This is a genomic window from Flavobacterium sp. WV_118_3, assembly GCF_039778605.1.
In the GTDB taxonomy this organism is placed as follows: domain Bacteria; phylum Bacteroidota; class Bacteroidia; order Flavobacteriales; family Flavobacteriaceae; genus Flavobacterium.
Map to the genome: position 1 here is coordinate 2,346,005 of NZ_CP156060.1, position 13,051 is coordinate 2,359,055.

13 protein-coding genes are annotated in these 13,051 nt (G+C 37.4%); 9 read left to right on the forward strand and 4 right to left on the reverse strand.

The genetic code is table 11. The features are described 5' to 3' along the window. The first annotated feature begins 55 nt into the window (after window positions 1-55). Window positions 56-337: an N-acetyltransferase gene (locus tag ABFU83_RS11015; RefSeq protein WP_347065937.1), complete on the forward strand. Its 282-nt coding sequence runs from the start codon at window positions 56-58 to the stop codon at window positions 335-337. Between the two features lie 87 nt (window positions 338-424). Here the strand turns inward: ABFU83_RS11015 and mtaB are convergent, their stop codons facing one another. Next, on the reverse strand, window positions 425-1,753 hold the full coding sequence (mtaB, locus tag ABFU83_RS11020; RefSeq protein ID WP_347065939.1) for a tRNA (N(6)-L-threonylcarbamoyladenosine(37)-C(2))-methylthiotransferase MtaB: 1,329 nt from the start codon (window positions 1,751-1,753) through the stop codon (window positions 425-427). 177 nt (window positions 1,754-1,930) lie between these two features. On the opposite strand from mtaB, the gene ABFU83_RS11025 reads away from it, so the two are divergent. The 8 genes from ABFU83_RS11025 to gwsS all read left to right on the forward strand — a co-directional run bounded on the left by ABFU83_RS11025 (window position 1,931) and on the right by gwsS (window position 9,833). Beyond that, window positions 1,931-3,547 carry an ABC transporter substrate-binding protein gene (locus tag ABFU83_RS11025; RefSeq protein WP_347065941.1) on the forward strand — a complete coding sequence of 539 codons (1,617 nt, stop codon included), beginning with the start codon at window positions 1,931-1,933 and terminating at the stop codon, window positions 3,545-3,547. A 60-nt stretch (window positions 3,548-3,607) separates the two neighbouring features. Next, entirely contained in the window at window positions 3,608-4,279 is a 672-nt protein-coding gene (locus ABFU83_RS11030) for a response regulator transcription factor (protein WP_347065943.1), read from the forward strand. A 2-nt stretch (window positions 4,280-4,281) separates the two neighbouring features. Beyond that, window positions 4,282-5,583 carry a HAMP domain-containing sensor histidine kinase gene (locus ABFU83_RS11035; RefSeq protein ID WP_347065945.1) on the forward strand — a complete coding sequence of 434 codons (1,302 nt, stop codon included), beginning with the start codon at window positions 4,282-4,284 and terminating at the stop codon, window positions 5,581-5,583. Between the two features lie 82 nt (window positions 5,584-5,665). Further along, window positions 5,666-6,118 (forward strand): PepSY-like domain-containing protein, encoded by a 453-nt coding sequence (locus tag ABFU83_RS11040; RefSeq protein ID WP_347065947.1) that lies wholly within the window; start codon window positions 5,666-5,668, stop codon window positions 6,116-6,118. A gap of 218 nt (window positions 6,119-6,336) precedes the next feature. Continuing rightward, the gene (locus ABFU83_RS11045; protein ID WP_136402390.1) at window positions 6,337-6,600 is read left to right on the forward strand and encodes a hypothetical protein; all 264 of its coding nucleotides are present in this window, start codon (window positions 6,337-6,339) and stop codon (window positions 6,598-6,600) included. Continuing rightward, window positions 6,573-7,601, forward strand: a complete 1,029-nt coding sequence (locus ABFU83_RS11050; protein WP_168732762.1) for a hypothetical protein — start codon at window positions 6,573-6,575, stop codon at window positions 7,599-7,601. The genes ABFU83_RS11045 and ABFU83_RS11050 overlap by 28 nt, the downstream gene beginning before the upstream one ends. After that, window positions 7,531-8,610, forward strand: a complete 1,080-nt coding sequence (locus ABFU83_RS11055) for a hypothetical protein (RefSeq protein ID WP_347065950.1) — start codon at window positions 7,531-7,533, stop codon at window positions 8,608-8,610. The genes ABFU83_RS11050 and ABFU83_RS11055 overlap by 71 nt, the downstream gene beginning before the upstream one ends. A gap of 170 nt (window positions 8,611-8,780) precedes the next feature. Beyond that, entirely contained in the window at window positions 8,781-9,833 is a 1,053-nt protein-coding gene (gene gwsS / locus ABFU83_RS11060) for a grasp-with-spasm system SPASM domain peptide maturase (RefSeq protein ID WP_347065952.1), read from the forward strand. An 88-nt stretch (window positions 9,834-9,921) separates the two neighbouring features. On the opposite strand, the gene aspA is transcribed toward gwsS, so the two are convergent. From aspA to ABFU83_RS11075, 3 genes are all read right to left on the reverse strand, one after another. Next, window positions 9,922-11,313 (reverse strand): aspartate ammonia-lyase, encoded by a 1,392-nt coding sequence (gene aspA / locus ABFU83_RS11065; protein ID WP_347065954.1) that lies wholly within the window; start codon window positions 11,311-11,313, stop codon window positions 9,922-9,924. Window positions 11,314-11,463: 150 nt separating this feature from the next. Beyond that, on the reverse strand, window positions 11,464-12,633 hold the full coding sequence (locus ABFU83_RS11070) for a GlmU family protein (protein WP_347065956.1): 1,170 nt from the start codon (window positions 12,631-12,633) through the stop codon (window positions 11,464-11,466). A 107-nt stretch (window positions 12,634-12,740) separates the two neighbouring features. After that, window positions 12,741-12,992: a type B 50S ribosomal protein L31 gene (locus ABFU83_RS11075; RefSeq protein ID WP_136402384.1), complete on the reverse strand. Its 252-nt coding sequence runs from the start codon at window positions 12,990-12,992 to the stop codon at window positions 12,741-12,743. Window positions 12,993-13,051: the final 59 nt, after the last annotated feature.

Consider the following 13,051-nt stretch of genomic DNA (forward strand, 5'->3'; position numbering starts at 1 on the left):
CACATTCCGGGTTAAATTATAATCAATTATTTCTCCCCTATGAATACGCTATATCATGGAAATTAAAGACAACGAATTATTACGTCAATTCGAAAATCAAACTGAAAACGGGTTATTATCAGTCGAGTATTCCCTTCAGGAACGCAAGCTTTTTCTAACCAAACTGAACCATACCGAAAAGGAAGACCCTGAAACTATCGATGCTTTTTTAAAAGCCATCATGAACAACGCCGAAGAAAAACGATTACGCGTCGTACCGACGCATCCTAAAATCACTTCTTTTTTTAGAAAAAATCCCGTTTATAAGGAATTATTGCCACCGGGAATAAAAATATAATCCATAAAAAATGGCTGTCCTGATATAAGGCAGCCATTTTTTATATCATTACACCTGACTCGTTTTTGAAACCTGTCAGGTATTTTATTATACCGGAACGTTTATAAAGTCCATACGAACCGATCCGTCTTCGTCTATTTTAGTAAGCTGGATATCGTGTAAGGTATTCACCAACTCCGGATTCCACGGGGTTTTTACTTTTACATAGTTTTCGGTAAACCCATGGATATATCCTTCTTTATTTTCACCTTCAAACAGCACCGTTCTATTCGTTCCCAACTGACTTTCGTAAAAAGCGCGTCGTTTTTTAACCGAAAGTCCGCGTAACATCTTACTTCGTTTACTACGCACATTCATTGGTACTACACCTTCCATATCAGCTGCTTCGGTATTATCTCTTTCGGAATACGTAAACACATGCAGGTACGAAATATCCAATTCATTTAAAAAATTATAGGTTTCCAGGAACAATTCGTCTGTTTCGCCCGGGAATCCCACAATTACATCCACTCCAATACAAGCATGCGGCATTACTTCGCGGATTTTAGCCACTCTGTCGGCATATAATTCGCGTAAATAACGGCGTTTCATTTTTTTCAGAATCGTATTACTACCAGATTGTAACGGAATATGAAAATGCGGTACAAACGTACGACTTTGCGATACAAACTCAATTGTTTCGTTTTTTAGCAAATTCGGCTCAATCGATGAAATTCGCAAACGTTCAATTCCGTCTACTTTATCCAACGCCTGAACCAATTCAAAAAAAGTATGTTCGTGTTTTTTATTTCCGAATTCCCCTTTTCCGTAGTCACCAATATTAACACCGGTTAACACGATTTCTTTGATCCCTTGTTGCGAAATTTCCTTCGCATTTTTCATCACATTTTCCATCGTATCGCTACGGGAAATTCCTCTTGCCAACGGAATCGTACAATAGGTACATTTATAATCGCATCCGTCCTGTACTTTTAGGAAAGCACGGGTTCGGTCACCAATCGAATAACTTCCAACATAAAAATCGGCTTCTTCAATTTCGCAGGAGTGCACCTCGCCCATATCGTTTTTCGACAGGTCATTAATATAATCGGTAATTTTAAATTTTTCGGTAGCTCCCAAAACCAGATCCACACCATCCACTGCTGCCAGTTCTTCCGGTTTTAACTGTGCATAACATCCCACAGCCGCCACAAATGCCTTATCATTATGCTTTAGCGCCTTCTTTACAATCTGCTTGAACTGTTTGTCCGCATTTTCCGTTACCGAACAAGTGTTGATAACATATATGTCGGCTATTTCCTCAAAATCCACACGGTCGAAGCCTTCGTCCTGAAAACTACGCGCAATGGTTGATGTTTCTGAAAAATTCAGCTTACATCCCAGTGTATAAAAAGCAACTTTTTTTCTGTTTTCCATAATGATAAGCTACCTATAAAGTAGTAACTTTAGTTATATTTACATCTTTTTAAAAAAGAGTTTGCAAAGTTACATACAAAATTCGGTTTGGTAAAATCCATTGGGAGATTTATATTCCTAATTCACATTATATTAAGACTTTACAACAACCGGTTAAACAGAAACCTATTTTTCTCAATGCGATCAATAATCTTTTCCATATCAGCCTTTTGTCTTTTGTTTTTGATGGTTTCCTGTGGTAAAAACAGTACCGAAGACAAGGATCATCTGGTTTTCCGTTATAACGAAAGTGCTAATATCAGCTCTCTTGATCCGGCTTTTTCCAAGAGTCAGGCGATAATCTGGCCCTGCAATCTTATTTTTAACGGATTGGTACAATTGGACGACAGCCTGCATATTCAGCCGGATATTGCCAAAAACTGGACGATTTCGTCCGATGGAAAAACCTATACGTTTACCCTTCGCAAGGATGTCTATTTTCATAAAAGTGCACTTTTCGGAAAAGACAGTACCCGAACCGTTACCGCTACTGATTTCGAATACAGTTTAAAACGATTGCGCGATGAAAAAGTTGCCTCACCCGGTGGTTGGATTCTGCAAACCGTAGCCGATATCAAAGCTAAAAACGACAGCATCTTCGAAATCACCTTACAAAAACCATTTCCGGCCTTTTTAGGATTGTTGTCGATGAAATATGCGTCGGTGGTTCCAAAAGAAATCGTCGAAACGCCAGGTTATGATTTCCGGGCCAAGCCTGTAGGAACCGGTCCTTTTCAGTTCAAATTATGGGAGGAAAACGTCAAACTGGTGTTGCGTAAAAACCCGTTGTATTTTGAAAAAGACGAACAAGGTGTACAACTTCCCTACCTGGAAGCCGTTGCCGTTACCTTTTTACCGGACAAACAAAGCGGGTTTCTACAATTTGTACAAGGTAAGCTGGATTTTGTTTCCGGACTGGATCCTTCCTATAAAGACGAAATTCTGACTCAAAAAGGCGAATTACAGCCCAAATATCAAAACGATATTAATTTGATTACGGGTGCCTATCTGAATACCGAATACCTCGGATTCCGAATGGATGGTACCGATAAAACCATATTAGACAAGCGCATCCGCCAGGCGATGAATTATGGTTTCGACCGAAAAAAGATGATTCTTTACCTGCGTAACGGAATGGGAACACCGGCTACCAGTGGTATTATTCCGGCCGGATTACCGGGTTATGCCAATCTGAAAGGCTATGATTACGATCTGCAAAAAGCCCGGAAATTAATTGCCGATTATAAAAAAGCGACCGGCAATCCGAATCCGACCATCTATTTGTCGACCAACGCTACCTATATTGATATCACGGAATATTTACAACGGGAATGGCAAAAAATTGGTCTGAATGTTCAGGTCGATGTAACGCCTCCAGCGACGTTACGACAGGCCATTGCGACTGGAAAAGTTTCGTTTTTCCGCGCGAGCTGGATTGCCGATTATCCCGATGCCGAAAATTACCTTTCGTTGTTTTACAGTAAGAATTTTGCCCCTAACGGCCCGAATTATACGCATTTTAAAAGTCCTGCTTTCGACACTTTGTATGAAAAGGCATTTTTAGAAAACGATGTAACCAAACGAAATGAGCTGTACCGCGAAATGGATGCGCTTATCATCGATGAAGCGCCAATCATTCCTTTATTTTACGATAGAGTCGCGCGATTCACCCGTAAAAATGTAGTCAATCTGGGAATTAATCCGTTAAACCTGCTACAACTGAAAAAAGTAAAAAAGCTACCGGATCATTCCTAATTCTTTCCCAAATCGCGGATTAAATTGCGTCCATTTATGTAATCATTACCTTTGAAACGAATGAAAATCCTGATAATAGAAGACGAAAACGGACTTCGTGAAGTCATCCAACAATCGCTGGAAAAAGAAAAATTTATCGTAGAAACGGCTGCCAACTTTAACGACGGACTCGATAAACTGGGTTGTTATGAGTACGATTGCGTAGTCGTAGATATTATGCTACCGGATGGAAACGGACTCGATTTGATTTCGAAAATCAAAGCCTTACATAAAAAAGAGGCAATTATCATTATCTCGGCCAAAGACTCGGTCGACGATAAAGTCAAAGGCTTGGATATCGGTGCCGATGATTATTTGAGTAAGCCGTTCCATCTGGCCGAACTCCATGCCCGAATCAAATCAGCAATCCGGAGAAAAAGCCATAACGGCGATAACCAGATTCATTGGAACAACATTATCCTTTCGCCCGAACAGCGCACCGTTAGCGTAAACAATACCGAACTGACGCTCAACCGTAAGGAATTCGATTTGTTATACTATTTTATCACAAATCCAAACCGATTGATCAACAAAACTGCTTTGGCCGAATATGTCTGGGGCGATTATATTGATCAGGCGGATAATCTCGATTTTGTCTATTCTCAGATTAAAAATTTACGCAAAAAACTAAAAGATGCCGCAGCCGAAATCGACATTCAAGCGGTTTATGGCATTGGTTACCGAATGAGCTGATTATGAAACTCCAGGTTTATACATTACGCTACCTTCTTATCGCCTTATTGGGCGTTATCGCGCTATGGGCGAGTTTGTTTTATATGGTCATTCTGGAAGAAGTCTACGATAATATTGACGACGGACTAAAAAATTCCAAGTTACTGATCATCCGAAAAGCCCAACAAAGTCCGGAGTTACTCACCAATCACGAATCGGAAATCAACCAGTTTACGATAAAACCGGTTCCGATGGGACGCTATATTGCCCGAAATAATCGCGACGATGACGATGATGACGATCATCAGAATGTGATCTACAATGATCATAAATACATGGAATACGACGATGATTACGAACCGGTACGCGTCCTAAAAACGGTTTTTATGGCCTCGGACGGCAATCCGTATGAACTTACAATCACCGCTTCGATGGTGGAGGAAGATGAATTAATGGAAGATTTGATGACTGCCTTAATCGCGCTTTACATTATGTTGGTCGTGAGCATTGTGATCATCAATTATTTTATCCTAAAAAAAGTATGGCGTTCGTTTTATTCGTTACTGGATAAACTGCGTCATTTTAAACTCGGAACCGGAACGGCTTTTACAGCTCCGCCTTCCCCTATCGACGAGTTTAAAATCCTCGGAAAAGAATTGGAAGCCTTATTAAAACGGAATGAAGCTACCTATGCGAGTCAGAAACAGTTTATCGAAAATGCGTCGCACGAACTACAAACACCTTTGGCGATTAGTATCAACCGATTGGAGTTATTTGCCGAAAACAACACTTTAACGGAAGAACAAATGGATGCGGTCGGAAAAATAACCGATACGCTTTCCCGACTCGTAAAATTAAACAAGTCGCTTTTAATGCTTTCCAAAATTGAAAACAAGCAATTTCCGGACGAAACGGCTGTCGACTTTAACGAACTGACCACGCAGGTTTTATCCGATTTTGAAGATTTTGCCGCTTTTAAATCGGTTTCGCTACAGATTATTCAGAATGAACCATTGGTTTTTAACATGAACAAAGGACTCGCCCTGACTTTGTTAAGCAATTTGATCAAAAATGCGATTCTGCACAATCGTCCCGACGGTACGGTTACTATAGCTTTGTCTGAAAAACAACTGACAATACGAAATTCCGGTTCCGAAAAACCTTTGAATCCCGATTTTGTTTTTAACCGCTTTGCACGACATAGCACGAACGAAAACTCTACCGGACTCGGATTAGCGATCGTAAAATCGATTAGTTCCAATTATAATTTGTATATTGGATACGCTTTCGACGGGGAACATGTATTTAACATCACTTTCCCATAAAAAATAAGCGCTTTTTATTTTTTCCCAATTGTTTCCTAATTCAGGTTGTAATCTTGTATCAAATTTTAAAATCAATTCGACTATGAAAACAATATTGAATTTCCGATTAACCGCTATCGCGCTTTTTATGATCTTTTTAACCGGCTTTACCGCTCAGGCACAAAAAAGCAGTATTACTATGGCGCAATTACCAGCTAATGCACAGAATTTCCTGAAAAAACATTTTCCAAAACAAACGCCCAATTACATTCTAAAGGACGAAGAAACCTTTTCTCTGGACTATAAAGTACAGTTGGCCGACGGTACCGAAATTGAATTTGACCGTAAAGGAAACTGGGAAGAAGTGGATGGTAACCAAAATACCATTCCGAATAGCGTTGTTCCGGCACCCATTCTGACGTATGTTCAAACCCATTATAAAGGTGCCGCAATCGTAAAAATCGACAAAGGAGCCTGGGATTATGAAGTAGATCTAAACAATGGTCTGGAATTAAAATTCAATTCCAAAGGCGAATTTTTAAGAGTAGATGATTAATCAAAAATCATAAAAAAACCGAACTAAATGTTCGGTTTTTTATTTTATCCGAATTTTGGTTTTAAAAACAAAGCTTGTAAATTGTAGTTCCTCAATCAAAAAGTGAAAATTCATTCTCCCTATAAAAGGTGGAACTACTATCTCTCTCTGCATAAGCCCTAGTATTTCATTTGCCTTTTCGACTTTAATCATAATTATTAACACTAAACTATTTAAAAATGAAAAAGTTAGAAAGTTTAAAAAATGACACGTTTGAAAAATTCAAAGGTAATACAGTTAAAAATCCATTGCAAATTTTAGGAGGGCTTATCGAACCAGAAGCCACCTGCTATAGAAATGCCCGATACACTGGTACAGATAGCTATGATTCCGAAACCTGTCCCACCGCCGAACCTTTACATCCTAACACAGCTCCGATAGATGGTGGTGCAGATATTGACTTTAAATTGACATCATGGGATCCGAGAACAGATTGGTATTAAAATGGATGCGATGGTGCATTGGTTTACTGATATCATTTAATTGTTTTTCTCAAGGCAATTATTTTGAATATCACAAACTGATTAACAAAGCTGAAGAACAGTATTTTATAAAAAGTGATATTGACAGTACTTTTTATTTTTATAATAAAGTATTTACATCCTATAATTTTGTCTTTGTCAAAGATCTCGTAAATGCTGCACAAATAGCCTATTTCTGCAAGAAACCTTATCGGCAATACCTTGAACAAGGTTTTGAATATGGCCTTAAAATTGACCATATTCGTTACATTCCCCTTTTCAAAACAATCTATAAACAATTAAGTGCCGATACTAAACTAAAAAAAATATATTCTATTAAACGTCGGGATTATCTATCCCGTATCGATGTAAATTATTTGGATTATGTTTATACAGTAGGTTTTTGGGATCAAAGGGGACGATTTTTAGATCGAAAGGTATATGAAAAAAGAAAAAAATCAATTTTAATAACCTTAACCGATTCGATCGTTAAAAAAGGATTTCCAGGTGATCGATTAATTGGTATTGCCGATTCGACAATTTTCAGACAACTAGGAAGCAAAAAGCCCAATTTTTACGATAGGGTTAAACCTCATAAAGAATTATGGGATTATTTTTCCTGCAACGAACAGGAATTAACCGAAAAAATGATGGTTCTGGTTTTAATTAATAATTTTTCGTCTTATTATAAATTGAAAGAGTATTGGTTAACCGAAATAAAAAAAGGGAATATACATCCTCGGGATGTGGCATTGCTACATGACAACACCTATAGATCTTCTACGAATCCTGGTTTTTCAACACTTAAGGGTGTTTATCATACTAATCCGTTTGTTAGCTATGGTGAAAAATGGAAACGCAAGGATATTAATAAAATGAGACATGATTTATTTATGGTTGCTATGGAAGTAGATGAAAAAAAGAAAGAATACGAAAAAAAACACGGTTTTAAACTCTTTTGGGGTTTCTGGAATTGCCGATAATCTTATGAAAAAAGCTTCTATAATCATACAATCACAATCTTTTGACAGCAGTACCGACACGGTTTTAATGTGGCTATACTATTATGGGAACTTCAACAAAATTCATTTATTTTTTAATGATTATGCCATAGAAAATTTTTCATTACTTTTTTCCGATCAAAAAAAGAAGGCAGTAAAAATTAACAATATCCCGATAAATAAATGTTCTTTTTGGTATCGGAGAGGTGAATACAAAATAACATCTAATCACCGAAACAAATCGTTTCGAAAAAATCTGGAAAAGGTCGCTTTGGTTCCATTAATTTCATATTTAAATAGTTTTTTTCACTTCAACCTTATAAATCGATTTAATGACAATTTCATAAATAAGGTTACCGTTTTGGAACATTGTCTGGATTTAAACATAAAAATTCCAAACACTTTGATCACAACTAATAGTGATGAATTGAATGTATTTCTTTCCGAAAATAAAATGATAATTACAAAATCGATTCAGAATCCATTTTTTTCCTTGAATATAAACCAAAACTACAAAGCTTATTTTTCGACTCCGACTCAATTAGTAACACTAAAAGATATCCCTAAAAGTAGTTGTTCGTTTTCGCCTTCTTTTTTTCAAAAGTATATCCCTAAACAATTTGAAATTAGAAGTTTTTACCTGAACGGTATTTTCAAAAGCATGGTCATTTTTAGTCAACAAAACGAAAAAACAAAAATCGATTACAGAAATTACGACCATAAAAATCCAAATCGTTGTGTTCCTTATATATTACCTAAAAAATTAGAAAAAAAACTACATCAATTAATGTTGCGATTAAAATTGAATTGCGGCTCGTTTGACATTATCTACACTCCCGAAGGTGAGTATTATTTTCTGGAGATCAATCCTGTTGGTCAATTTCAATGGCTTAGTAGAAATTGCAACTATTCGATAGAAAAAACAATCGCTAAAACGATTTTAAAAAATGGAAAAAAAGATAAAAATTTATATTCAGCACTATATAAATGACAATCTAAAGGATTTGCCATTTATAGCGCGGTTTTGGGATATAGAGGTGATTCCTACGAAGTCTTCAAATCCGATAAATCCAATAACATACGGTCATTTTAAAACGGAAGGCGCATATGCGATCCCTTTTTACAAACCTATTTCTAAAATTGTAATCTTGTCAATCCTAAATGAAGAATAGAAATTACATCCATCTTTTTGCAAACTGTCTGATCACAAAAGGGATCTCTCGATCTGTGATCTGTGATTTACAACGCAGTAAGTATGTTCTAATTCCAAATAGTTTTGCCGATTTATTTTCAAAACAACGTTACTACAATCTAAAGGAAGCTCCAAGAATATTTGACCAAGAAAATCTAAGCATTTTTCATGAGTACGTAGCCGTATTAAAAGATCATAATTTCATTTTTTCCTGTTCTAAAAAAGAACTAAAAAGATTCCCACAATTACAGCTGAAATTTGAATATCCAGCCAAAATCACGAATGCCATTATCGATTTTGACAAAAACTCCAATACTACTATCAAAGATATTATTCAGTACTTCCTTATTCCATATAATTGCAGACACATTCAGATACGTTGTTTTGAAGATATGGATAGTATCTTTTTCGATACTCTAATAACAGAAATTAACCATTGTTTTATAAAATCAGTCGAATTTATTATAAAAGACTCTTTTGAACAAGACTATACCCAAATAATGAAATGGGTTGAGAATAATCGTAAAATCAAAAGTCTGGTCTTACATTCTTCCCAAGAAAACAAAGTAATCCAAAAGGAAAATTACGGTTTTGGCATTGTGGTGACAACCCGACAAAAAATAACTTCAGAAAGTCATTGTGGCATCATTCACCCTGATTATTTCAATATTACTATCGAAAGTTATACCGAATCTTTATGCTATAATTCCTGTCTGAATCGTAAAATAAGTATCGACAAATCCGGAAACATTAAAAACTGTCCCTCAATGAAACAAAGCTTTGGAAATATTAAATCCATAAAAACACTCGACTCAATTATCGAAAATCCTGATTTTAATAAATATTGGACTATCTCAAAAGATAAAATAGAAACCTGTATGTATTGCGAATTTCGTTATATATGTATTGATTGTAGAGCCTATTTGGTGGCTCCTGAAAATATCTATTCCAAACCACAAAAATGTGGTTATGATCCATTTACCAACAAATGGAAATGGGACTATGAATCCTTCATAAAATAAAAGAGCGGATTTTTATACTATTCCTAAAAATCCGCTTCTTTAATAGGTTTTCAAAAAAGATAATCAAACACCTAAATATTTAATTCGCTTATCCTTTTGGTGCCAACATATTTTCCGGATTTAGAATATCGTCCAGTTGTTCTTTGGACAATATATTGTGCTCCAAAACAAGGTTGTACACACTCTTACCGCTTTCCAAAGCTTCTTTGGCAATTTTGGTACTGTTTTTATATCCTATATACGGATTAAGAGCTGTTACGATACCGATACTGTGCAATACCATTTCACGACAATGTTCGACATTAGCCGTGATACCGTCAACACATTTTAGTCGTAACGTATCCATACCGTTTGCCAGTAATTCCATTGATTCCATAATCGCATACGTTAGCACCGGTTCCATTACGTTTAACTGTAATTGTCCGGCTTCGGCTGCCATCGTCACCGTAAGATCGTTCCCGATGACACGGTAGCACACCTGATTCATCACTTCCGGAATTACCGGATTTACTTTCCCCGGCATAATGGAAGATCCCGGTTGCATCGGTGGCAAATTAATTTCGTTTAAACCACAACGCGGACCGGACGAAAGCAGTCGCAAATCGTTACATATTTTAGATATCTTGATTGCCATTCGTTTTAAAGCAGACGAATAAATCACATAAGATCCCGTATCCGGAGTCGCTTCAATCAGGTTGGGTGCCGATACAAACGGATGTCCCGATACTTTTGCCAGATTTTCGGCACATAACTTCGCATAACCCGGAACGGCATTTAATCCGGTTCCGATGGCCGTAGCGCCCATATTGATTTCAAAAAATAAGGCCGAATTCTGATTGAGTCGTTCGATTTCTTCTTCCAGGTTGGCTGCAAACGCTTCAAACTCCTGCCCTAATGTCATGGGTACCGCATCCTGTAATTGGGTACGTCCCATTTTTAATACCGATTTGAATTCCTCTCCTTTTTTTCGAAACGAGGCAATCAGTAATTTTAAATGCCCGATCAGTTTGATATTCGAATTGATCGCCGCCAGTTTGATCGAAGTTGGATAGGCATCGTTAGTCGATTGCGACAGGTTAACATGATCATTAGGCGAACAATATTGGTATTCCCCTTTCTGATAGCCCATAATTTCCAGCGCCCTGTTGGCCAATACTTCATTGATATTCATATTGGTCGATGTTCCCGCGCCTCCCTGTATCATATCGATCGGAAATTCTTTGTCGAATTTTCCTTCGATTACTTCTTTAGCCGCCGCAACAATCGCATTTTTTAGTTTTTCGTCCAATAATCCTAATGTAAAATTGGTTTCGGCAGCCGCCCATTTTACATAGGCCAGTCCTTTAATAAACTCAGGATACTGATACAAGCGTACTCCGGAAATATGGAAATTGTCAATTGCACGTTGGGTTTGAATCCCATAATAGGCCGTTTCAGGAACATTCAAATCCCCTAACAGGTCGTTTTCAACTCTATACATTGTAAGATTATTTTTGGGTTACTGTACTTTAAAGATAAGGCTTATTTTAAAGTTTTACCATACTGTTGCGTTAAATTTGCAACAACAACCAACAAAAAACCACAACCGTTTCACACGATTGTGGTTTTCCGATTTATTTTAAAAAATGGTTTAGCGCCATTTTGCCGTTTCTTCAAATACATGCTCCAGTATCGCTTTATCCTGTTCTGTAAAGCTCACATGACGTCGGGACATTACGTTTTCGGCTGTAGCAAATGCTTTTTCCGGAATGTACTCCGTAAATCCATCGGCGCCGCCCCACGAAAAACTCGGTATAAAGTTTTTCGGAAATCCGCCGCCGTAAATATTTGCACATACGCCTACTACCGTACCGGTATTAAACATGGTATTGATTCCGCATTTACTATGATCGCCCATCATCAAACCACAAAACTGCAAACCGGTTTTTTCCATTGCTTCGGTTTCATAGCTCCATAATTTTACTTCTTCATAGTTGTTTTTCAGGTTAGAATTATTACTATCCGCTCCCATATTACACCATTCGCCCAAAACGGAGTTCCCTAAAAAGCCATCATGTCCTTTATTCGAATAGGCAAATAATACGGAATTGCTTATTTCGCCACCTACTCTACAATGCGGACCAACGGTTGTCGCGCCATATATTTTGGTAGCCAGTTTTACCACCGCTTCTTCACATAATGCAAATGGCCCGCGGATTACGGTTCCTTCCATAATCTCCGCATTTTTCCCGATATAGATCGGGCCGGTAGCCGCATTTAAGGTAACAAACTCCAGTTTGGCTCCTTCTTCGATAAAAATATTTTCCGGTGCGATTACATTCACACTCTTCGGAATCGGTTGCGACGTACGCCCTTCGGTAAGCAATTCGAAATCTTCGCGTAAAGCGCTGTCATTTTTTTTGAAAATGTCCCACGTATGTTCAATTTTGATACAATCGTCCGTATAGTCTATAATCTCATAGGTATCAAAATCCACTTCTTCCTGCGAATCCTGTGTATAGAACGCGATCACATCCTCGTGATGAAAAATTGCCTGATTGGGTTCCAGATTCGCAATCATCTCCGTCAGTATTTCATTCGGAAGAAACGAAGCGTTAATCATAATATTTTCCTGCATTTCGACCATTGGGAATTTTTCCATCAGGTATTCCTCGGTGATAGTTGTGGTTGTATACCCTAGGTATTTTTCCCATTTTTCGCGGATGGTTAATATTCCGATCCGGATGTCCGCTACAGGTCGGGTAAACGTAAACGGTAGCAGTGCCTGTCGGACTGCTCCGTCAAAAAGGATGTAGTTCATCTGTTAGTGCCGTATGATTCGTTACCAAAGTTACAAAGTTTTCCGTCAGATATAAAAATAAAAAAAGCCTCCCGAAAGGGAAGCTTCTTATAAATTTTGAACACTTATTACTTACTAAATTTAGCGTATTTGTTTTTGAATTTATCAATACGTCCAGCCGTATCGATAAGTTTTGATTTACCTGTGTAGAATGGGTGAGATGTTCTTGAAATCTCCATTTTAAACACTGGATATTCAACACCATCAACTTCAATTGTTTCTTTCGTATCTACAGTAGATTTAGTGATGAATACGTCTTCGTTTGACATATCTTTAAATGCTACCAATCTGTAATTTTCCGGGTGAATTCCTTTTTTCATGATGTAAATCTTTTTTATTTGTGGCTGCAACCCGTTTTGAAGCTTTTGTCTTTCAAAAG

Coding starts and splice junctions, on each gene's coding strand:
- ABFU83_RS11015 (WP_347065937.1), top strand. CDS start 56: ATGGAAATTAAAGACAACGAATTATTACGTCAATTCGAAAATCAAACT.
- mtaB (WP_347065939.1), bottom strand. CDS start 1,753: ATGGAAAACAGAAAAAAAGTTGCTTTTTATACACTGGGATGTAAGCTG.
- ABFU83_RS11025 (WP_347065941.1), top strand. CDS start 1,931: ATGCGATCAATAATCTTTTCCATATCAGCCTTTTGTCTTTTGTTTTTG.
- ABFU83_RS11030 (WP_347065943.1), top strand. CDS start 3,608: ATGAAAATCCTGATAATAGAAGACGAAAACGGACTTCGTGAAGTCATC.
- ABFU83_RS11035 (WP_347065945.1), top strand. CDS start 4,282: ATGAAACTCCAGGTTTATACATTACGCTACCTTCTTATCGCCTTATTG.
- ABFU83_RS11040 (WP_347065947.1), top strand. CDS start 5,666: ATGAAAACAATATTGAATTTCCGATTAACCGCTATCGCGCTTTTTATG.
- ABFU83_RS11045 (WP_136402390.1), top strand. CDS start 6,337: ATGAAAAAGTTAGAAAGTTTAAAAAATGACACGTTTGAAAAATTCAAA.
- ABFU83_RS11050 (WP_168732762.1), top strand. CDS start 6,573: ATGGGATCCGAGAACAGATTGGTATTAAAATGGATGCGATGGTGCATT.
- ABFU83_RS11055 (WP_347065950.1), top strand. CDS start 7,531: ATGAAAAAAAGAAAGAATACGAAAAAAAACACGGTTTTAAACTCTTTT.
- gwsS (WP_347065952.1), top strand. CDS start 8,781: ATGAAGAATAGAAATTACATCCATCTTTTTGCAAACTGTCTGATCACA.
- aspA (WP_347065954.1), bottom strand. CDS start 11,313: ATGTATAGAGTTGAAAACGACCTGTTAGGGGATTTGAATGTTCCTGAA.
- ABFU83_RS11070 (WP_347065956.1), bottom strand. CDS start 12,633: ATGAACTACATCCTTTTTGACGGAGCAGTCCGACAGGCACTGCTACCG.
- ABFU83_RS11075 (WP_136402384.1), bottom strand. CDS start 12,992: ATGAAAAAAGGAATTCACCCGGAAAATTACAGATTGGTAGCATTTAAA.